Genomic DNA, 21,888 nt, shown 5'->3' with positions numbered 1-21,888 from the left:
GTCGCAGTTTCCTGCGCCACAGCCAGTCGGGAAGAAGCGTAAAGAGGTTTCTTGTTGGGGTTGTGTTGTTTGTGGCACAACACCGATCTCTCAACCTGTGCGCACTTCACTCCACGTCGGGAGCGAGGCACACCTGTTATAGGATCAAGCCTTACGGGCAATTAGTATCAGTTAGCTTAACGCATTACTGCGCTTCCACACCTGACCTATCAACGTCCTGGTCTCGAACGACCCTTCAAGGAGCTCGAAGCTCCGGGGAAGTCTCATCTTGAGGCGAGTTTCCCGCTTAGATGCTTTCAGCGGTTATCTCTTCCGAACATAGCTACCCGGCAATGCCACTGGCGTGACAACCGGTACACCAGAGGTTCGTCCACTCCGGTCCTCTCGTACTAGGAGCAGGCCCCCTCAAACTTCCAGCGCCCACGGCAGATAGGGACCAAACTGTCTCACGACGTTTTAAACCCAGCTCACGTACCTCTTTAAATGGCGAACAGCCATACCCTTGGGACCGGCTACAGCCCCAGGATGAGATGAGCCGACATCGAGGTGCCAAACACCGCCGTCGATATGAACTCTTGGGCGGTATCAGCCTGTTATCCCCAGAGTACCTTTTATCCGTTGAGCGATGGCCCTTCCATACAGAACCACCGGATCACTATGACCTGCTTTCGCACCTGTTCGACTTGTCAGTCTCACAGTCAAGCACGCTTATGCCATTGCACTATCAGCACGATTTCCGACCGTACCTAGCGTACCTTCGTACTCCTCCGTTACCCTTTGGGAGGAGACCGCCCCAGTCAAACTGCCTGCCATGCACTGTCCCCGATCCGGATTCACGGACCAGGGTTAGAACCTCAAACAGATCAGGGTGGTATTTCAAGGACGGCTCCACGAGAACTGGCGTTCCCGCTTCACAGCCTCCCACCTATCCTACACAAACCGGTTCAAAGTCCAATGCAAAGCTGCAGTAAAGGTTCATGGGGTCTTTCCGTCTAGCCGCGGGGAGATTGCATCATCACAAACACTTCAACTTCGCTGAGTCTCGGGAGGAGACAGTGTGGCCATCGTTACGCCATTCGTGCAGGTCGGAACTTACCCGACAAGGAATTTCGCTACCTTAGGACCGTTATAGTTACGGCCGCCGTTTACCGGGACTTCAATCAAGAGCTTGCACCCCATCATTTAATCTTCCGGCACCGGGCAGGCGTCACACCCTATACGTCCACTTTCGTGTTTGCAGAGTGCTGTGTTTTTATTAAACAGTCGCAGCCACCAGTTTATTGCAACCCCTTCACCCTTCCGGCGCAGGCCGGTCAAGCTACCAGGGCGTACCTTATCCCGAAGTTACGGTACCAATTTGCCGAGTTCCTTCTCCCGAGTTCTCTCAAGCGCCTTAGAATACTCATCTCGCCCACCTGTGTCGGTTTGCGGTACGGTCAACGTGAAACTGAAGCTTAGAGGCTTTTCCTGGAACCCCTTCCAGTTGCTTCGCTTCCGAAGAAGCTCGCGCCACACCCTTGAATCCTGCGCCCGGATTTGCCAAAGCGCCTTCTCCAATGCAGCGACCGGGACTTCCAACACCCGGACAACCTTCCGCGATCCGTCCCCCCATCGCATTTCACGCCGGTGCAGGAATATTGACCTGCTTCCCATCAGCTACGCATTTCTGCCTCGCCTTAGGGGCCGACTCACCCTACGCCGATGAACGTTGCGTAGGAAACCTTGGGCTTACGGCGAGGGGGCCTTTCACCCCCTTTATCGCTACTCATGTCAGCATTCGCACTTCTGATACCTCCAGCACACCTTCCGGTGCACCTTCGCAGGCTTACAGAACGCTCTCCTACCATGCACATAAATGTGCATCCGCAGCTTCGGTATATGGCTTAGCCCCGTTACATCTTCCGCGCAGGACGACTCGATCAGTGAGCTATTACGCTTTCTTTAAAGGGTGGCTGCTTCTAAGCCAACCTCCTGACTGTTTTAGCCTTCCCACTTCGTTTCCCACTTAGCCATATTTGGGGACCTTAGCTGGCGGTCTGGGTTGTTTCCCTCTTGACACCGGACGTTAGCACCCGATGTCTGTCTCCCGTGATTGCACTCTTCGGTATTCGGAGTTTGCTATGGCGAAGTAATCCGCAATGGACCCTTCAACCATGACAGTGCTCTACCCCCGAAGGTGAGACACGAGGCACTACCTAAATAGTTTTCGGAGAGAACCAGCTATTTCCAGGTTTGTTTAGCCTTTCACCCCTATCCACAGCTCATCCCCTAACTTTTCAACGTTAGTGGGTTCGGTCCTCCAGCACGTGTTACCGTGCCTTCAACCTGGCCATGGATAGATCACCTGGTTTCGGGTCTACACCCAGCGACTAATCGCCCTGTTCGGACTCGCTTTCGCTACGCCTGCCCTATCCGGTTAAGCTCGCCACTGAATGTAAGTCGCTGACCCATTATACAAAAGGTACGCCGTCACCCCTTGCGAGGCTCCGACTGTTTGTATGCATGCGGTTTCAGGATCTGTTTCACTCCCCTCCCGGGGTTCTTTTCGCCTTTCCCTCACGGTACTGGTTCACTATCGGTCGATCACGAGTATTTAGCCTTGGAGGATGGTCCCCCCATCTTCAGACAGGATTTCACGTGTCCCGCCCTACTTGTCGTACACCCAGTTCTTCCAATCTGTTTTCGCCTACGGGGCTATCACCCGCTATGGCCACACTTTCCAGAGTGTTTGGCTAACAGTTCAGATAAAGAGTACAGGCTGATCCCATTTCGCTCGCCACTACTCTGGGAATCTCGGTTGATTTCTTTTCCTGCGGCTACTTAGATGTTTCAGTTCGCCGCGTTCGCTTCACGTAGCCTATGGATTCAGCTACGGATACTCCATACGGAGTGGGTTTCCCCATTCGGACATCCCCGGATCAAAGCTTGTTTGCCAGCTCCCCGGGGCTTTTCGCAGGCTACCGCGTCCTTCATCGCCTGTGATCGCCAAGGCATCCACCACATGCACTTGTTCGCTTGACCCTATAACGGGTGTGTCTCTTTCGTGTTGCCACGTCCGGACTCACTCGCTACAGGCTGAGTTTTCGCGTTGTGCCGTATTCCAAAGCAATCTTTCGATCACTTAAAAAATACTTCGATACAATCACAACCCTGATTCACTTACTGACGCCCATCTCTAGACGCGTTCAGATGAATCTCTTTACTACTTCTTCCTGATTGTTAAAGAACGACAGCCGATACTTTACGTACCGCTCTGACTGGCTCAATCGCCAATGCGTAATACCCGGTTTGTGTTCAAACCGGACACTAGGCATTAAGGATTGGTGGAGGATGACGGGATCGAACCGACGACCCCCTGCTTGCAAAGCAGGTGCTCTCCCAGCTGAGCTAATCCCCCAGTCACATTCTCAAGGGATCTGCCCGTCCACAGACAGTGGTGGGTCTGGATGGATTCGAACCATCGACCCCCGCCTTATCAAGACGGTGCTCTAACCGACTGAGCTACAGACCCCTGAGTCTGTCTTTTCTACAGCCGACAAGTGTGAGCGCTTAACACGCAGTGAGCAGAAAGCTCTGGAAAGGAGGTGATCCAGCCGCACCTTCCGATACGGCTACCTTGTTACGACTTCACCCCAGTCATGAATCCTGCCGTGGTGACCGTCCTCCTTGCGGTTAGACTAGCCACTTCTGGCAAAACCCACTCCCATGGTGTGACGGGCGGTGTGTACAAGACCCGGGAACGTATTCACCGCGGCATGCTGATCCGCGATTACTAGCGATTCCAGCTTCACGCAGTCGAGTTGCAGACTGCGATCCGGACTACGATCGGTTTTCTGGGATTGGCTCCACCTCGCGGCTTGGCAACCCTCTGTTCCGACCATTGTATGACGTGTGAAGCCCTACCCATAAGGGCCATGAGGACTTGACGTCATCCCCACCTTCCTCCGGTTTGTCACCGGCAGTCTCCCCGGAGTGCTCTTGCGTAGCAACTGGGGACAAGGGTTGCGCTCGTTGCGGGACTTAACCCAACATCTCACGACACGAGCTGACGACAGCCATGCAGCACCTGTGTGATGGCTCCCTTTCGGGCACATCCACCTCTCGGCAGACTTCCATCCATGTCAAGGGTAGGTAAGGTTTTTCGCGTTGCATCGAATTAATCCACATCATCCACCGCTTGTGCGGGTCCCCGTCAATTCCTTTGAGTTTTAATCTTGCGACCGTACTCCCCAGGCGGTCAACTTCACGCGTTAGCTACGTTACCAAGCCAATGAAGGCCCGACAACCAGTTGACATCGTTTAGGGCGTGGACTACCAGGGTATCTAATCCTGTTTGCTCCCCACGCTTTCGTGCATGAGCGTCAGTATTGGCCCAGGGGGCTGCCTTCGCCATCGGTATTCCTCCACATCTCTACGCATTTCACTGCTACACGTGGAATTCTACCCCCCTCTGCCATACTCCAGCGATGCAGTCACCAATGCAGTTCCCAGGTTAAGCCCGGGGATTTCACATCGGTCTTACATCACCGCCTGCGCACGCTTTACGCCCAGTAATTCCGATTAACGCTCGCACCCTACGTATTACCGCGGCTGCTGGCACGTAGTTAGCCGGTGCTTATTCTTCCGGTACCGTCATCCCCCCCCGGTATTATCGAAGAGGATTTCTTCCCGGACAAAAGTGCTTTACAACCCGAAGGCCTTCTTCACACACGCGGCATTGCTGGATCAGGGTTGCCCCCATTGTCCAAAATTCCCCACTGCTGCCTCCCGTAGGAGTCTGGGCCGTGTCTCAGTCCCAGTGTGGCTGGTCGTCCTCTCAGACCAGCTACAGATCGTCGGCTTGGTAGGCCTTTACCCCACCAACTACCTAATCTGCCATCGGCCGCCCCTTGAGCGCGAGGTCCGAAGATCCCCCGCTTTCCTCCTCAGAGCGTATGCGGTATTAATCCGGCTTTCGCCGGGCTATCCCCCACTCCAGGACACGTTCCGATGTATTACTCACCCGTTCGCCACTCGCCGCCAGGATTGCTCCCGCGCTGCCGTTCGACTTGCATGTGTAAGGCATGCCGCCAGCGTTCAATCTGAGCCAGGATCAAACTCTTCAGTTCAAACCTGTTACTGTTTTCTGTCCCTCTCGGAACAGGTCGCTCACTCAAAGCTGACAGGTTCTGAATAAATTCAAAAACCTGACTTACTTTGGTGTGAGACTCTTGATACTTGTGCTTTCCGACAGACTCCGAAGAATCCACCGGCCCGCCCACCGCATCAAGCGCCCACACCTGTCGGCTGTAAATTTTTAAAGATCGTTCGCAAAAACGCCGCTAAAACTCATCAACTGCCGGCTTCTTCCTGCGTCGCTGCGTCTGCAGCAGAGAAACGAGATTATGAAGCGTCTCTTTCGCTTCGTCAACACCTTTTTTGCGCTTCCGCTTGAAAGCTGTCAACTCCACCGCCGCCCGTTTCCCTCCGGCGGCCCCGCTGCCCGTACATCTGAACTGCGAAGGGGGCGAATCCTACCGCCCCTCCGCAGCATCACGCAAGGGGATACGAGAAAAATTTTGCCTGCCGCCAACTCGCAGCGACAGGCCCACCGGCGTCACTTGTTCTTGAAGGCCGGCTTGCGCTTCTCCATGAACGCGGCCATCCCCTCTTTTTGATCCTCTGTCGCAAAGAGCGAATGGAACATGCGGCGCTCGAAGTGCACCCCCTCCGCCAACGTAGTTTCGTAGGCGCGGTTCACCGACTCCTTCGCCATCATCACCGCTGGCAGCGAGTATTCGCTGATCGTGGCCGCCGCCGCAATCGCCTCGCTCAGCAAATCGGCAGCCGGAATCACGCGTGAGACAAGGCCGGCACGCTCAGCCTCGGCGGCATCCATCATCCGGGCGGTCAGACACAGATCCATTGCCTTCGCCTTCGAAACCGCGCGCGGCAGGCGCTGCGTTCCGCCCGCCCCGGGGATCACACCAAGCTTGATCTCCGGCTGGCCGAACTTCGCCGTATCCGCCGCAAAGATGATGTCGCACATCATCGCCAGTTCGCAGCCGCCGCCCAGCGCAAAGCCGGCGACCGCAGCAATGATCGGCTTGCGGATCGTGCGGATCGTCTCCCAGTTCCGCGTGATGTAGTCGCCCTTATAGACGTCCATGAAGGTGTAGCTCGCCATCATGCCGATATCGGCGCCGGCTGCGAACGCTTTTTCGCTGCCCGTGATGACGATCACGCCGATGCCCTCATCCGCGTCGAATGCCTTCAGCGCCGTGCCAAGCTCGTCCATCAGGGCATCGTTCAACGCGTTGAGCGCCTTCGGCCGGTTAAGCGTAATCAGGCCAACTTTGCCGCGTGTCTCGACCAGAATGTTCTCGTACCCCATACATCCTCCTTACCTCTAAGAAAAGTCCCCAAAAAAACTTTCACGCCAAACTTTGACTAATGCTAACATTTGCCAACCAACCGGTCGGTTAATTAATCGGCGCGGGTCTAGTCCAACCCCTCAATCTACGTTTGCCCCATGACACATCCCTTGTTTGCCCGGCACGAAAACGTGCTGCAGAAGGCGGTCGCCGCCATCGAGACTCGTGGTTACTGGAGCCCGTTTGCCGAAATGCCCAGTCCAAAAGTGTACGGGGAAACCGCCAGCGCCGACGGCGAAGCCGCGTTCAAGGGGCACCTGAACCGTACGTTCGAACTCGACCAGCCGACCACCAGTGAAACCGTAGGCAGTGAGGTCTCGCCGTTCGGCTTTGCAATCGGCGCCCGCTATCCGAAGGCGACGCCCGACCAGCTCATCGCTGCCGCGAGCGAGGCGCAGCGCAACTGGCGCGCTGCGGGCCCGCAGGCATGGGTGGGTGTCAGCCTCGAAATTCTCGAACGCCTGAATCGTGCGAGCTTCGAGATTGCCTATAGCGTCATGCACACCACCGGCCAGGCGTTCATGATGGCCTTCCAGGCAGGCGGCCCCCATGCGCAGGACCGTGCGCTCGAAGCTGTCGCGTACGCCTGGGACCAGTTGCGCCGCATCCCGGCCGACGCGCATTGGGAGAAGCCGCAGGGCAAGAACCCGCCGCTCGCCATGCAGAAGCGCTACACGGTCGTACCGCGCGGCACGGGCCTCGTGCTCGGCTGCTGCACGTTCCCGACCTGGAACGGCTACCCCGGGCTTTTTGCCGATCTCGCGACCGGCAACACCGTCATCGTCAAGCCGCATCCGGGCGCGATCCTTCCGCTCGCGATCACGGTGCGCATCGCACGCGATGTGCTGCGCGAGGCCGGCTTCGACCCGAACGTGATCACGCTGCTCGCCACCGATCCCAACGACGGCGCGCTCGTGCAGTCGCTCGCACTGCGCCCCGAGATCAAGCTCATCGATTTCACCGGCAGTACGCAAAACGGCGACTGGCTCGAACAGCACGCCCATCAGGCCCAGGTTTATACCGAGAAAGCGGGCGTCAACCAGATCGTGATCGATTCGGTGGACGATCCGAAGGCCGCAGCACGCAACATCGCCTTCTCGCTCTCGCTGTACTCGGGCCAGATGTGCACCGCACCGCAGAACATTTACGTCCCGCGTGACGGTATTCGTACGGCCGAAGGCCACATGAGCTTCGAGGCCGTCGCGCAGGCAATTAGCGGCGCCGTCCAGAAGTTCGTGGCCGATCCGGCCCGCGCCGTGGAAGTACTTGGCTCGATTCAGAACGAAAGCGTCACGGCACGCATCGACGAGGCACGCCAACTGGGCACGGTGCTGGCCGACAGCCAGACGCTCGAGCATCCGCAATTCCCCGGCGCACGCGTGCGCACACCGCTCGTGCTCTCGCTCGATGCCGCCCGCGACGCAGCATCGTTCACGCGCGAATGGTTCGGCCCGATCTCGTTCGTGATCGCCACCGACTCGACCGCGCAGTCGCTCGAGCTGGCCGGATCGATCGCCCACGACCACGGCGCGCTCACCCTCTCCGTCTACAGCACCGATGACGCCGTCATCGACGCGGCCCACGAAGCCTCGATCACTGGTGGCGTGGCGCTTTCGATCAACCTGACAGGCGGCGTGTTCGTCAATCAGTCGGCGGCGTTCTCGGACTTCCACGGCACGGGCGCGAACCCCGCTGCGAACGCAGCGCTGGCCGACGCCGCATTCGTGGCGAACCGCTTCCGTGTGGTTCAGAGCCGAGTCCATGTTGAACCGAAAGCGGCACCGGTCGTAGTCGGCTGAACGGCCTATGCCGTTTGGCCGAATGGCGCCCGATCCCCTGTCCCTCTAGCATGAAAGGCAGGGCGCACTTGCGCGCTCCGCCTCCAGGAACTCCGAGATGACCGAAGCCTATATCTGCGACGCGATTCGCACTCCGTTCGGCCGCTACGGCGGCGCACTGAAAGACGTCCGCGCGGACGACCTCGGCGCCGTGCCGATCCGCGCGCTCGTCGAACGCAACCCGGGTGTGGACTGGCGCGCGCTCGACGACGTCCTTTACGGCTGTGCAAACCAGGCCGGCGAAGACAACCGCAACGTCGCGCGCATGTCCGCCCTGCTCGCGGGCCTGCCAACGGACGCACCCGGCACCACGATCAACCGCCTGTGCGGCTCGAGCCTCGACGCCGTCGGCAGCGCGGCACGCGCGATCAAGGCGGGTGAAGCGCGACTCATGATCGCGGGCGGCGTGGAGAGCATGACGCGCGCACCTTTCGTCATGGGCAAGGCGGCTTCGGCATTCGCGCGCGACGCCAGCATCTACGACACCACCATCGGCTGGCGCTTCGTCAACCCATTGATGAAGCGCGAGTACGGTATCGATTCGATGCCGGAAACCGCCGAGAACGTCGCAGTCGAGTTCGGTATCAGCCGCGCCGACCAGGACGCCTTCGCGCTGCGCAGCCAGCAGAAGGCGGCCCGCGCGCAGAGGGACGGTACGCTCGCGCACGAAATCGTTCCGGTGGACATTGCGCAGAAGAAAGGCGATCCGATCCGCGTCGCGCTCGACGAACATCCGCGCGAAACGTCGCTGGAAACGCTCGCGAAGCTCAAGGGCGTCGTGCGCCCCGACGGCAGCGTGACGGCAGGCAACGCGTCGGGGGTCAACGACGGCGCCTGCGCACTGCTCATCGCCAACGAAGCCGCCGCCAGCCAGTACGGCCTGCGCCGCCGCGCCCGCGTGCTTGGCATGGCGACGGCCGGCGTTGCGCCGCGCATCATGGGCATGGGTCCGGCACCCGCTACGCAGAAGCTGCTGAAGCAGCTCGGCATGACGCTCGCGCAATTCGACGTCATCGAGCTGAACGAGGCTTTCGCGTCGCAAGGGCTCGCTGTGCTGCGCCAGCTCGGGCTGAAGGACGACGATGAGCGCGTCAATCCCAACGGCGGCGCGATCGCGCTCGGTCATCCGCTCGGGGCCTCCGGCGCGCGGCTCGTCACGACGGCGCTGTATCAGCTCGAGCGCACGCAAGGACGGTACGCGCTTTGCACGATGTGTATCGGCGTCGGTCAGGGTATTGCCCTCGCCATCGAACGAATCTGATCGGAGACAACCGATGTCCTACGAAGCGATCCGCGTCGAGACCGACGCCTCCACCGGCGTGGCAACGATCACGCTGAACCGCCCCGACAAACTCAACAGCTTCACCCGCGCAATGCACCGCGAACTCGCAGCCGCGCTCGACGAGGTCGTCGCCTCGGGCGCGCGTGCGCTCGTGCTGACCGGTGCCGGTCGCGGCTTCTGCGCAGGCCAGGACCTCGCCGATCTCGACTTCACGCCTGGCGCCATGACGGACCTCGGCACGCTGATCGCAGAGTATTTCAATCCACTGATCAAGCGCCTCCAGGCGCTGCCGATGCCCGTGATCGCCGCCGTCAACGGCACCGCAGCCGGCGCCGGCGCGAATCTGGCGCTTGCGTGCGACATCGTGCTCGCGGCACGGTCGGCCAGCTTCATCCAGGCCTTCGTGAAGATCGGCCTCGTACCCGACTCCGGCGGTACGTGGTTCCTGCCGAAGCGCGTGGGCATGGCGCGCGCCCTCGGCCTCGCGATGACTGGCGACAAGCTCCCTGCCGAAAAGGCCGAAAGCTGGGGCCTCGTCTGGCAGGTGACCGACGACGCCGAACTCGCCGCCACGGCCGCCGCATTCGCCGCGCAGCTCGCGAAGCAACCCACGCGCGCGATCGTGGCAACGCGCGAGGCAATGCGCGCATCGGCTTCCCGGACGCTCGACCAGCAGCTCGATCTCGAACGCGATCTGCAACGCGAACTCGGCGCCTCATACGACTACGCAGAAGGCGTGAAGGCGTTCATCGAAAAGCGCGCGCCGCGCTTCGAGGGCCGCTGATATGTCCACGCAAACGTCAACGCCCGCCGCCATGTCCCCGGACGAACTCGCACGCGCCACGGCGCAAGCCATGTACGACGCCGACGCTTGCAGCCGCGCGCTCGGCATGAAACTGCTCGAAGTGCGCGCGGGCTACGCGCGCCTCTCCATGGCCGTGCGGCCCGAGTTTCTGAACGGCCATCAGATCTGCCACGGCGGCCTGATCTTCACGCTGGCCGACTCGACTTTCGCGTTCGCCTGTAATTCGTACAACGTGAACACTGTCGCCGCCGGCTGCTCGATCGAATTCCTGCGCCCGGTCCAGCCCGACGACGTGCTCACGGCCGAAGCGATCGAACAAATTCTTTCGGGGCGCAACGGCGTCTACGACATCCGCGTAACGAACCGCGCGGGCGAGACCGTCGCGCTTTTCAGGGGCAAGTCCGCGCAAATTCGAGGCACCGTCATTCCGGTCGCGGAGTGAGCCGCGTCCGCCCGCTCGATTCCTCACGCCCTCACGTAACACACCCAAGATCCAGGAGACACCGATGACTACCACGCTGCCGCTCGAGCCGATCGAAACGGCGAGCCGCGACGAACTTGCGGCGCTTCAGCTCGAACGGCTGAAATGGTCGCTTAATCACGCTTACGAGAATTCGCCGGTCTACCGCCGCAAATTCGACGAAGCGGGCGTGCATCCGTCGCAGGTGCAGTCGCTCTCCGATCTCGCGCGCTTTCCGTTCACGACCAAGAAGGATCTGCGCGACAACTATCCGTTCGGGATGTTCGCCGTCCCGCAAGAACAGATCTCGCGCATTCACGCTTCGTCGGGCACCACGGGCAAGCCGACCGTGGTCGGCTACACGGCGCGCGATATCGACACCTGGGCGAATCTCGTCGCGCGTTCGGTGCGCGCTTCCGGCGCCCGGCGCGGCGACAAGGTCCACGTGAGCTACGGTTACGGGCTCTTCACCGGCGGCCTGGGCGCGCACTACGGCGCCGAGCGCGCCGGTCTCACCGTGATTCCGTTCGGCGGCGGTCAAACCGAAAAGCAGGTCCAACTGATCCAGGATTTCCGGCCCGACATCATCATGGTCACCCCGAGCTACATGCTCGCGATCGCCGACGAAATGGAGCGTCAGGGCATCGACCCGGCCAGTTGCTCGCTGCGCATCGGCATCTTCGGCGCCGAGCCCTGGACCAACGACATGCGCACCGCCATCGAGCATCGTATGGGCATCACCGCGGTCGACATCTACGGGCTTTCCGAAGTCATGGGTCCAGGCGTCGCCTCGGAGTGTGCCGAAACCAAGGACGGCCCCACGATCTGGGAAGATCATTTCTATCCCGAGATCATCGATCCGGAAACGGGCGAAGTGCTCCCCGACGGCGAGTTCGGCGAACTGGTGTTCACGTCGCTCACGAAAGAGGCGCTGCCGATCATCCGCTACCGCACGCGCGATCTCACGCGTCTCTTGCCCGGTACCGCGCGCACCATGCGCCGCATGGAAAAGATCACCGGGCGTTCGGACGACATGCTCATCATCCGCGGCGTGAACGTGTTCCCGACGCAGATCGAGGAGTTGCTGCTCAAGCAGCACGCGCTCGCGCCGCACTACCAGATCGTGCTCACGAAGGAAGGGCCGCTCGACGTAATGACGCTGAACGTCGAGCCGTGCCCGGAAAGCGCCCCCGACGGCGCCGCGCTCGAGAAAGCACGCGACGCGCTGGCCTACGAGATCAAGGCACTGATCGGCGTGACCGCCAGCGTGAACGTGCTCGACGTAAACGGCATCGAGCGGTCGGTGGGCAAAGCGAAGCGCGTGATCGACAAACGTCCGAAGTAATATCCAGCCGCCGCCCGGACGCGCTCTCCAGGGCGAAACCTGGACAAAGTGCGTACCAAACGAAAAAGCCGGCAAATCACCGGCTTTTTCACGTGCATCGAAGCACACGCCAATCTTACGAATTCGGGAACAGCAACCACATCCGGCCGCCCTGCTTCATCTTGCCGGCAAGGTCGCCCGCGTCGTCGCCAAGTCCCCAGAAGTAATCGGCGCGCACGCCGCCCTTGATCGCCGTTCCGGTGTCCTGGGCAAACACGAGACGGTTGAGCGGCGTATTCGTGAGCGGCCGCGTGGTCTGAAGAAAGACCGGCGTGCCGAGCGGGATCGACGACGGATCCACGGCAATCGAGCGCTCCGGCGTAAGCGGAACTCCAAGTGCGCCGATCGGACCATCGGCGCCACCCTGTTCCGCCCCCTCCGACCCCGGCATTTCGCGGAAAAAGACGAAACGCGGATTCGTATCGAGCAGCGCATCCACGCGCGTCGGGTTCTCCCGCGCCCAGGCCTTGATGCCCTGCATCGTCGCCTGCGCCGGCGTCAGCTCGCCGCGGTCGAGCAGCCATTTGCCGATCGACCGGTACGGCTGGTTGTTGGTCCCGCCAAAGCCCACCCGCATCACGCTGCCGTCTTCCATCGTGATGCGGCCCGAGCCTTGCACCTGCAGGAAGAACGCCTCGATCGGATCGTCCACCCACACCAGTTCGTTGCCGTCGAGCGCGCCAGAACGTTCGAGCTGCGCGCGCGGCGGCAGCGGGGTGCCCGCACGATAGCCCGACGGCCAGTGATAAAGCGCCGTCTGATAGATCCCGTGCCGCGTGCGCGAACCGCGCAGCAGCGGCTCGTAGTAGCCGGTCACGAGGCCGTCGAGCGTGCCATCGCTATTGGCGAACTGGTAGGGCGTGAAGTAGGTTTCGAAGAACGCGCGGGCAGCGGACGCGTCCAGGTCGTCAAGCTGCCCGGCTGCCGCGCAGGCGCGCTGCCAGCGCGGATCGCGTGCGAGACGCGAGCAGTTCGCACGCAGCGCCGCCGTCACGCCGATCAGCGAATCGTCCTGCCAGCCCGGCACCTGCTGCCAGGAGACCGGCGTGAGGCGCGCCGCCGCAATCTGGCCGGGCACCAACGGCGTTCCGGTGGGCGGCGCAGTCCGCACGTAGCTCGGGCCGCCGCACGCGGCAAGCAGTGCAGCCAATGCAATCGCACCGAGCCAGCCTGCCATGCGGCCGGCATGCAAACCTTGCCCACGCCTGAATCCGGGCATCGGCCCGGAAACATACCCCGAATCGCGCCTACAATGCTTGTTCTCGATGGATGCCGCCATGTCTGATCTGTTCGACGAATACCCGATGCTCATGTTTGGGCTGGAAGCGTTGCTCGCGCTATTCCTGTTGATTTTCATCGTTGTGTGGACCGCGTCGGGCAGGAAGAAGCGTGACCCGCACGACCGGCGTCAGGAGTAGCTGACTGCCAATGCGCGCCACGGTTCAATGCAGCGTGCGCGGCATGCGCAAAACGAACTCCGGCACGGGCGCCTCGAAGCGCCCGGCGTCCTCCGCCACGCAGAAATACTCGCCGCGCATGGTGCCCACGGGCGTCGCGATCACGGCCCAGCTCGTGTACTCGAACTGCTCGCCCGGCTTGAGCAGCGGCTGGTGCCCGACCACACCCAGCCCCTTCACTTCCTGTACGTGATTCTCGCTGTCGGTGATGACCCAGTGGCGGGCGATCAGTTGCGCGCTCACCTGTCCGGTATTACGAATGGTCAGCGTGTAGGCGAACGCGTACTGCCGACGCTCCGGGTCCGATTCTTCGGGCAGGTAGCGCACCTGCGACGTCACGCTGAATTCGTACTGGCTCATCCTGGTTCCGGTCGATAAGGCGGGCACGGCAAACGCCGCGAAGCCCCGCAAACCCGACGCACCAAGGCGGCGCAGGCGTCTCCCCCTGTCGGGCATATGGTTTCGCATTCTGCTTGATGCAGCGGGTGCCCGCAACCCGGCACGCATCGAGGAATCGCCCTGGAGTGCCCCTGTCCGGCATGCCGCCGGTCCGTGCCGCCGCGTCCGGCAAAGGCCGCCGGCCCGGCCGTGCGCAGCGCCGTCGGCGCCCCGCCAGCGGCGGTAAAATGGCGTTTTTCCGTCTATCTGCATCCGATTTCGCCATGACGCAATTCCGCATCGCCCCCAGCATTCTCTCCGCCGACTTCTCGCGCCTTGGCGAGGAAATCCGCAACGTGGTCGCGGCAGGCGCCGACTGGATCCACTTCGACGTGATGGACAACCATTACGTGCCGAACCTGACCATCGGGCCGCTCGTGTGCGAGGCGATCCGCCCGCACGTCGACGTGCCCATCGACGTCCACCTGATGGTGCGTCCGGTGGACCGTATCGTGCCCGACTTCGCCAAGGCGGGTGCGAACGTGATCAGTTTCCACCCGGAAGGCTCGGATCATATCGACCGTACGCTCTCGCTGATCCGCGACCACGGCTGCAAGGCCGGCCTCGTCTTCAACCCGGCCACGCCGCTCAACTACATCGATCACGTCATGGACAAGCTCGATCTCGTGCTGATCATGTCGGTGAATCCGGGCTTCGGCGGCCAGTCGTTCATTCCCGAGGCACTCAACAAGCTGCGCGAGGCGCGCGCGAAGCTCGACGCCTACCGCGAACGCACGGGCCGCGAGATTCATCTGGAGATCGACGGCGGCGTGAAGGTCGACAACATCGCAGAAATCGCGGCTGCAGGCGCGGATACGTTCGTCGCGGGTTCGGCGATCTTCGGCAAGCCCGACTACAAGGCCGTGATCGACCACATGCGAGCACAACTGGCGACGGTCGGCCAGCAGCAATGAATACGCCGATCACTTTCGCCGCGCCGCGCATCGAGGCGGCGCTGATCGACCTGGACGGCACGATGGTCGACACCGCCGACGACTTCGCGGCCGGTCTGAACGGCATGCTCGCCCAGTTCGACGCCGAGGAAACCACGCGCGAGGAAGTGATGGGCTATGTCGGCAAAGGCTCGGAGCACCTGATCAAGAGCGTGCTCGCGCCGCGCTTTGCCGCCGCCGAGGCCCAGTCCCGCTTCGAAGAGGCCCTCGCGCTCTACCAGGACGAGTACGCCAGGATCAACGGCCAGCACACGCGCCTCTACCCGGAAGTTGCAGAAGGCCTTGCCGCGCTGCGCGAGGCCGGCGTGAAGCTCGCCTGCGTGACGAACAAACCGCACCGCTTCGCCGTGGAGTTGCTGCAGCAGTATGGTCTCGCGCCGTACTTCGAAGTCGTGCTGGGCGGCGACAGCACGCCGCAAAAGAAGCCCGATCCGCTGCCGATGCTGACCGCCTGCGCCCAGCTCGGTGTGGCGCCCCAGTCGGCCGTCGCGATCGGCGATTCGGAGAACGACGCACTCGCGGGCCGCGCGGCCGGCATGGCCACGCTTACGGTGCCTTACGGCTACAATCACGGCCAACCTGTTCAAAATATCGAATCGGATGGTATAGTGGCCACGCTGCTCGACGCCGCCAAGGCGATCGCAGCGCACAATCACCTGACCTGAAAGTCTCTTTTCCTCATGTTTCTGAATAAAAAACGGAGTCTGAGCAGCATCGACCGGGGAGCTTGGCCCTGGCGTCGCTGGTCGCACTAACCTCTCCCGAGGTTTGCTGAGGTTTGCTCATGTTGAGTGAAAATTTGTCTTCAGCCCCGTTTTTTATGTCACTGCGCCTACGCGCGTGTCTCGTTTCCAAACTGTTGCGGTAACCCACCCGTCGGCTGACTGGCCGAGGTAATCCGTTGTCCTGCGTGTCGTTTCGCCTTACCCGGCGTGACGCGCGACGCAAGAACGGATCGCCGTGTCCAACGGCCGGGTAACATCCGCACATCGGCGCCCTGCCATCGGGGTACCGGGAACACGAGCGAGCGCCAGCGCAACCATGCACCCAACAGCCGCCATCGCGCTCACCGCCCGCGCCCTTTTCGAGCCGCGACCGGCCCGCACGAACAGGATCGGAACATGACCGAACTCGAATTCCAGTCCCTCGCCAACGAGGGCTACAACCGCATCCCGCTGATCGCCGAAGCGCTCGCCGATCTCGAAACGCCGCTCTCGCTGTACCTGAAGCTCGCGCAGCCCGAGCGCGGCGGCGCCAACTCGTTTCTGCTGGAGTCCGTGGTGGGCGGCGAGCGCTTCGGGCGCTACTCGTTCATCGGCTTGCCGGCCCGCACGCTGATCCGCGCCCGGAGCGGGCCGAAAGGCGGCGTGAGCGAAGTCGTCCGCGACGGCCAGGTGATCGAGACGCACGAAGGCGACCCGCTCGAATTCATCGCGCAGTTCCAGGCGCGCTTCAAGGTGGCGCAGCGCCCCGGCCTGCCGCGCTTCTGCGGCGGCCTCGCCGGTTACTTCGGCTATGACGCGGTGCGCTACATCGAGAAGAAGCTCGCCGACACCGCCCCGCCCGACGACCTCGGCCTGCCCGACATCCAGTTGCTCGTGACGGAGGAAGTGGCGGTCATCGACAATCTGGCGGGCAAGCTCTACCTGATCGTCTACGCCGATCCGCAGACGCCCGAGGCCTATACGAAAGCGAAGCAACGCCTGCGCGAACTGAAGCAGCGACTGCGCACGACGGTGCAGCCGCCCGTGACCTCGGCGAGTGTGCGCACCGAGATCTTCCGCGAGTTCAAGAAAGACGATTACCTCGCGGCCGTGCGCAAGGCGAAGGAATACATCGCCGCCGGCGAGCTGATGCAGGTACAGGTGGGCCAACGCCTCACAAAGCCGTATCGCGACAATCCGCTTTCGCTCTATCGCGCACTGCGCTCGCTGAATCCCTCGCCGTACATGTACTACTACAACTTCGGCGATTTCCACGTGGTGGGCGCCTCGCCGGAGATTCTCGTGCGCCAGGAGCAGCGCGGCGAAGACCGTATCGTGACGATCCGTCCGCTCGCGGGCACGCGGCCGCGCGGCAACACGCCCGAGCGCGACGCCGAGCTCGCCACCGAGCTGCTCAACGATCCGAAGGAAATCGCCGAGCACGTCATGCTGATCGACCTCGCGCGCAACGACGTGGGCCGCATTGCCGAAATCGGCTCGGTGACCGTGACCGACAAGATGGTCATCGAAAAGTATTCGCACGTTCAGCACATCGTGAGTTCGGTCGAGGGCAAGCTCAAGCCCGGCATGAACAACTACGACGTGCTGCGCGCGACATTCCCCGCCGGCACGCTATCCGGCGCGCCGAAGGTGCGCGCGATGGAACTGATCGACGAACTGGAGCCCGTGAAGCGCGGCCTCTACGGCGGCGCGGTCGGCTACCTGTCGTTCAACGGCGAGATGGATCTCGCCATCACGATCCGCACCGGCCTCATTTACAACGGCAATCTCTATGTGCAGGCCGCGGCGGGCATCGTCGCCGATTCGGTGCCCGAGTCGGAATGGCAGGAGACCGAAAACAAGGCGCGTGCCGTGCTGCGCGCCGCCGAGCAGGTGCAGGACGGCCTCGACAGCGACTTCTGAGCGGGAGAAAAGACCATGTTGCTCATGATCGACAACTACGATTCGTTTACCTACAACATCGTCCAGTACTTCGGCGAGCTCGGCGAAGACGTCCACACGTACCGCAACGACGAAATCACGCCCGACCAGATCGCCAGGCTGAACCCCGAGCGCATCTGCCTCTCGCCGGGCCCGAGCAATCCGCAGCATGCGGGCATCACGCTCGACGTGCTGCGCGAGTTCGCCGGCAAGACGCCTATCCTCGGCGTATGTCTCGGTCATCAAGCGATCGGCGAAGCGTTCGGCGGCCGTGTCGTACGCGCGAAGACCATCATGCACGGCAAGGTGAGCCAGATCGAAACCGACGGCAAAGGCGTGTTCGCCGATCTGCCGAAGCACTTCAACGTGACGCGCTATCACTCGCTCGCCATCGAACGCGAGTCGTTGCCCGACTGCCTCGAAGTGTCGGCATGGACCGAGGACGGCGAGATCATGGGCGTGCGCCATCGCGAACTGGCTGTCGAGGGCGTGCAGTTCCACCCCGAATCGATCCTCTCCGAGCACGGCCACGCGCTCCTCGAGAACTTCCTCAAGCAGTCGAAGCGCGCCGTTACGGCGCGTAGCGCATAAGAACGGAGGCGAGATCATGATCACCCCGCAGGAAGCACTGCAACGCACGATCGAGCACCGCGAGATCTTTCACGACGAGATGCTGCACCTCATGCGCATGATCATGCGCGGCGAGCTTTCGCCCGTGCAATCGGCGGCCATCCTCACAGGCTTGCGCGTAAAGAAGGAAACCATCGGCGAGATCGCCGCCGCCGCGACCGTGATGCGCGAGTTCGCGAATCACGTCGAGGTGCAGGACAACTCGAACTTCATCGATATCGTCGGCACGGGCGGCGACGGCTCGCATACCTTCAACATCTCCACCGCGTCGATGTTCGTCGCCGCCGCGGCGGGCGCGAAAGTCGCCAAGCACGGCAATCGCGGCGTGTCGAGCAAGTCGGGCAGCGCGGACGTGCTCGAGGCGCTGGGCGTGAACATCGATCTGCAGCCGGATCAGGTGGCCGCCTCGATCGCGGAAACGGGCATGGGCTTCATGTTCGCACCGAATCATCATCCGGCCATGAAGAACATCGCCGCCGTGCGCCGCGAGCTTGGCGTGCGGACGATCTTCAACATTCTCGGCCCGCTCACGAATCCGGCCAGCGCGCCGAACCAGTTGATGGGCGTATTCCACGCCGATCTCGTCGGCATCCAGGTGCGTGTGATGCAGCGCCTTGGCGCCAAGCACGTGCTCGTCGTCTACGGCAAGGACGGCATGGATGAGGTGTCGCTGGGCGCCGCAACGCAGGTCGGCGAGCTCAAGAACGGCGAGATCCGCGAGTACGAGATCCATCCCGAAGACTTCGGCATGCAGATGGTTTCGAACCGCACGCTGAAGGTCGAGAACGCCGAAGAATCGAAAACCATGCTGCTGGGCGCGCTCTCGAACGAGCCTGGCGTCGCGCGCGAGATCGTCGCGCTCAATGCGGGCACGGCGCTCTATTCGGCGAATGTCGCGAACTCGATCGCCGACGGCATCGCGCTTGCGCGCGAGACCATCGCGAGCGACCGCGCGCGCGCCAAAGTCGACGAACTGGTACGCTTCACTCAACAGTTCAAACGCTGATCGAACACTGTTTTTGCAGACCATCATGAGCGACATTCTCGAAAAGATCATCGCGGTCAAGCGCGAAGAAGTGCGCGCCGCCGAAGCGAGCGCGCCGCTCGAAGAGTTGCGGCTCGCGGCGGCGTCGCGCGATCTGCGCGACTTCGTCGGCGCGGTGCGCGCAAGGCACGCGAACGGCCAGGCGGCCGTGATCGCCGAAGTAAAGAAAGCCAGCCCCTCGAAAGGGGTGCTGCGCGCGCACTTCGTCCCTGCCGACATCGCACGCTCGTACGCGGAACATGGCGCGGCCTGTCTCTCGGTGCTGACCGACGTGCAGTTCTTCCAGGGCAGTGCCGCCTACCTCGAAGCCGCGCGCGCCGCCTGCGCGCTGCCGGTGCTGCGCAAGGACTTCATCGTCGATCCGTACCAGATCCTCGAAGCCCGCGCGATGGGCGCCGACGCGATCCTGCTGATCGCCGCCGCGCTCGAACCGGGCCAGATGCGCGAACTCGAGGCCTACGCGCATTCGCTCGGTCTCGCCGTGCTCGTGGAAGTGCACGACCGCGACGAGCTCACGCACGCGCTCACGCTGAAGACGCCGCTCATCGGGATCAACAATCGCAATCTGCGCACGTTCGAAACGACGCTGCAAACGACCATCGACATGCTCGACGACGTGCCGGAAGACCGCATCGTCGTGACGGAGTCGGGCATCCTCTCGCGCGCGGACGTCGAGAAGATGCGCGCGCTGTCCGTGCACACGTTCCTCGTGGGCGAGGCGTTCATGCGCGCCGAACATCCGGGCGCGGAACTCGCGCGCATGTTCTTCTGATAGCGGGACGCAGCCATGGCCATCGAACGGGAAATCAAGCTCGCACTACCACGCAACCAGGTAGACGCGGCGCTGCGGTTTTTCGAAAAGCGCGCAGGCACAGCGGGACGCGCCGTGCGGCTGGAAAACGTCTATTTCGACACGCCGGCCCTCACGCTCGCGCGCGCAAAGAGCGCGTTGCGGCTGCGCCGCACGCCGGATGGCTGGCTGCAGACGTTCAAGACGGTCGGCGTCGCCCGGAACGGCCTGCATGCGCGGCACGAATGGGAGATGCCGGTGGCGGGCGAAGCGCTCGAAACCGACCGCCTTCTGCGCGAATGCAACGAAGCCGGTGTCGCGACGGCGCTCTCCGAAGCCGCGCCCGCGCTGATCGCCCTCTTTCGCACCGACTTCACGCGCACGCTGTGGATGCTATCGGTCGAAGGCGTGCAAATCGAGGCCGCCATCGACCAGGGCGAAATCACGGCGGAAGTGGACGGCGAAACGCGCCGCGCGCCGATCTGCGAAATCGAACTGGAACTGAAGGGCGGAGACGAAGCCGCGTTGCACGTGCTCGCCGCGCAACTCTCGGCAGAGCTGCCGGGCCTCGCTCCCGACGACATCAGCAAGGCGCAGCGCGGCTACCGGCTGCGTGAAAGCTAAACCCGAGGGCTGAACGCCAGGACGGCGGGGCGTGCGCCGCATTGAAACGCCGCGCGATTGCTGCGAAACTTCCCGCCCATGACTTCCACGAAACGCACGCGCGCTGCGGAGCCGGTGCAGGCCTCGCTCTTCGACGACGACCTGCCGGCCACCGCGCAGGACACGCTCGACGAGCCTCCCGCCCCCGAAATCGATCCGCGCCAGATCTCGATCTTCTCGCTGCTCGATGACGATTCGCCGGCCGCCCCAGCCGCCAACCAGGCCGTATCCATCATGCCCCACGCCACCCAAGCGCCTGACCAGCGCCTCGAAGACCAGTTCGACGCCCTGCCCGCCGCCTGGCGCAAGCTGCTGGAGCCGTTCACCGCCAGCGACGCGTACCCGCCACTCTGCCGCTTCGTCGACGAGGAGCGCGCCGCGGGCAAGACCGTCTATCCCGCCGATGTGTTCCGCGCCCTGCGCCTCACCTCGCCCGACGACGTGAAGGTGGTGATCCTCGGCCAGGACCCCTACCACGGCGAAGATCGCGGAACGCCGCAGGCACACGGCCTCGCGTTTTCGGTGCCACCCGCCGTGCGGCCGCCGCCGTCACTGCGCAATATCTTCAAGGAAATCGCGGCAAGCCTGGGGATCGAAGCGCCGGACCACGGCTGCCTCGACGCATGGGCGCGCCAGGGTGTGCTGCTGCTCAACACCGTGCTGACCGTCGAGCGGGCCAATGCGGCCAGCCACGCCAAACGCGGCTGGGAACGCTGCACCGACACCCTGATCCACGAACTCGCCACACGTCACGAGCATCTCGTGTTCATGCTGTGGGGTGCCCACGCGCAGGCGAAGCGCGCGCTGGTCGAAGCGCGACCGCATTGCGTGCTGGAGGCGCCGCATCCGTCGCCGCTTTCGGCACATCGCGGCTTTCTGGGCTGCGGGCATTTCGCGCAGGCCAACGCTTACCTCGAAGCGCACGGCCGCAAGCCGATCGACTGGCGTCTGCCCGAGAAGGCCGAAGTGCTTGCCTGAGCCGCGAGCGGACGTAGCAACGAAAAAAACGCCACGAAATCGCTTTCGTGGCGTTTTGCTTTACGGCTAGTCGATACGGCGGACGGGCTCTGGCGACGCCCGCCGCA

16 protein-coding genes, 2 tRNA genes and 2 rRNA genes are annotated in these 21,888 nt (G+C 62.5%); 13 read left to right on the top strand and 7 right to left on the bottom strand.

The features are described from left to right. Positions 1-140: 140 nt before the first annotated feature. The 5 genes from WJ542_RS05890 to WJ542_RS05870 all read right to left on the bottom strand — a co-directional run bounded on the left by WJ542_RS05890 (position 141) and on the right by WJ542_RS05870 (position 6,373). A 23S ribosomal RNA gene (locus WJ542_RS05890) occupies positions 141-3,021 on the bottom strand. 300 nt (positions 3,022-3,321) lie between these two features. Beyond that, positions 3,322-3,397: transfer RNA gene (locus tag WJ542_RS05885), tRNA-Ala, on the bottom strand. 37 nt (positions 3,398-3,434) lie between these two features. Further along, positions 3,435-3,511, bottom strand: a tRNA-Ile gene (locus WJ542_RS05880). Between the two features lie 66 nt (positions 3,512-3,577). After that, positions 3,578-5,108: ribosomal RNA gene (locus WJ542_RS05875) — 16S ribosomal RNA — on the bottom strand. The 16S and 23S rRNA genes sit together here with 2 tRNA genes alongside, the layout of an rRNA operon. A gap of 488 nt (positions 5,109-5,596) precedes the next feature. After that, on the bottom strand, positions 5,597-6,373 hold the full coding sequence (locus WJ542_RS05870; RefSeq protein WP_411188394.1) for an enoyl-CoA hydratase: 777 nt from the start codon (positions 6,371-6,373) through the stop codon (positions 5,597-5,599). 138 nt (positions 6,374-6,511) lie between these two features. On the opposite strand from WJ542_RS05870, the gene paaN reads away from it, so the two are divergent. From paaN to paaK, 5 genes are all read left to right on the top strand, one after another. After that, positions 6,512-8,212: a phenylacetic acid degradation protein PaaN gene (gene paaN / locus WJ542_RS05865; protein ID WP_411188393.1), complete on the top strand. Its 1,701-nt coding sequence runs from the start codon at positions 6,512-6,514 to the stop codon at positions 8,210-8,212. A 97-nt stretch (positions 8,213-8,309) separates the two neighbouring features. Next, a complete protein-coding gene (pcaF, locus tag WJ542_RS05860) occupies positions 8,310-9,512 on the top strand; it encodes a 3-oxoadipyl-CoA thiolase (protein WP_411188392.1) in 1,203 nt (400 codons plus the stop codon). A gap of 13 nt (positions 9,513-9,525) precedes the next feature. Further along, positions 9,526-10,317 carry a 2-(1,2-epoxy-1,2-dihydrophenyl)acetyl-CoA isomerase PaaG gene (paaG, locus tag WJ542_RS05855; RefSeq protein ID WP_411188391.1) on the top strand — a complete coding sequence of 264 codons (792 nt, stop codon included), beginning with the start codon at positions 9,526-9,528 and terminating at the stop codon, positions 10,315-10,317. 1 nt (position 10,318) lies between these two features. Further along, entirely contained in the window at positions 10,319-10,780 is a 462-nt protein-coding gene (gene paaI, locus WJ542_RS05850; RefSeq protein WP_411188390.1) for a hydroxyphenylacetyl-CoA thioesterase PaaI, read from the top strand. 64 nt (positions 10,781-10,844) lie between these two features. Next, positions 10,845-12,143, top strand: a complete 1,299-nt coding sequence (gene paaK / locus WJ542_RS05845; RefSeq protein ID WP_411188389.1) for a phenylacetate--CoA ligase PaaK — start codon at positions 10,845-10,847, stop codon at positions 12,141-12,143. A gap of 115 nt (positions 12,144-12,258) precedes the next feature. Here the strand turns inward: paaK and mltA are convergent, their stop codons facing one another. Both mltA and apaG read right to left on the bottom strand, forming a co-directional pair. Beyond that, positions 12,259-13,539, bottom strand: coding sequence for a murein transglycosylase A (gene mltA, locus WJ542_RS05840; protein WP_411188388.1), 1,281 nt, complete (start codon positions 13,537-13,539; stop codon positions 12,259-12,261). 85 nt (positions 13,540-13,624) lie between these two features. Continuing rightward, positions 13,625-13,999, bottom strand: a complete 375-nt coding sequence (gene apaG, locus WJ542_RS05835) for a Co2+/Mg2+ efflux protein ApaG (RefSeq protein ID WP_324151371.1) — start codon at positions 13,997-13,999, stop codon at positions 13,625-13,627. Positions 14,000-14,301: 302 nt separating this feature from the next. Between apaG and rpe the strand changes: the two genes are divergently transcribed. The 8 genes from rpe to WJ542_RS05795 all read left to right on the top strand — a co-directional run bounded on the left by rpe (position 14,302) and on the right by WJ542_RS05795 (position 21,781). After that, positions 14,302-14,991, top strand: coding sequence for a ribulose-phosphate 3-epimerase (gene rpe, locus WJ542_RS05830; RefSeq protein ID WP_411188387.1), 690 nt, complete (start codon positions 14,302-14,304; stop codon positions 14,989-14,991). Then, positions 14,988-15,695 (top strand): phosphoglycolate phosphatase, encoded by a 708-nt coding sequence (locus WJ542_RS05825; protein WP_411188386.1) that lies wholly within the window; start codon positions 14,988-14,990, stop codon positions 15,693-15,695. The genes rpe and WJ542_RS05825 overlap by 4 nt, the downstream gene beginning before the upstream one ends. A gap of 456 nt (positions 15,696-16,151) precedes the next feature. Beyond that, positions 16,152-17,657, top strand: a complete 1,506-nt coding sequence (gene trpE, locus WJ542_RS05820) for an anthranilate synthase component I (RefSeq protein ID WP_411188385.1) — start codon at positions 16,152-16,154, stop codon at positions 17,655-17,657. A 15-nt stretch (positions 17,658-17,672) separates the two neighbouring features. Next, a complete protein-coding gene (locus WJ542_RS05815) occupies positions 17,673-18,266 on the top strand; it encodes an aminodeoxychorismate/anthranilate synthase component II (RefSeq protein ID WP_411188384.1) in 594 nt (197 codons plus the stop codon). A gap of 13 nt (positions 18,267-18,279) precedes the next feature. Beyond that, on the top strand, positions 18,280-19,311 hold the full coding sequence (trpD, locus tag WJ542_RS05810) for an anthranilate phosphoribosyltransferase (protein WP_411190486.1): 1,032 nt from the start codon (positions 18,280-18,282) through the stop codon (positions 19,309-19,311). A gap of 25 nt (positions 19,312-19,336) precedes the next feature. Next, positions 19,337-20,122, top strand: coding sequence for an indole-3-glycerol phosphate synthase TrpC (gene trpC, locus WJ542_RS05805; RefSeq protein WP_411188383.1), 786 nt, complete (start codon positions 19,337-19,339; stop codon positions 20,120-20,122). Between the two features lie 15 nt (positions 20,123-20,137). Next, complete coding sequence (locus WJ542_RS05800) at positions 20,138-20,764, top strand: CYTH domain-containing protein (RefSeq protein WP_411188382.1); 627 nt, start codon at positions 20,138-20,140, stop codon at positions 20,762-20,764. 273 nt (positions 20,765-21,037) lie between these two features. Then, a complete protein-coding gene (locus WJ542_RS05795) occupies positions 21,038-21,781 on the top strand; it encodes a uracil-DNA glycosylase (RefSeq protein ID WP_411190485.1) in 744 nt (247 codons plus the stop codon). Positions 21,782-21,888 lie beyond the last annotated feature (107 nt).

Source organism: Paraburkholderia yinzeri (assembly GCF_046581065.1).
Lineage (GTDB): Bacteria > Pseudomonadota > Gammaproteobacteria > Burkholderiales > Burkholderiaceae > Paraburkholderia.
This window is presented reverse-complemented; position numbering and strand designations above follow the sequence as displayed.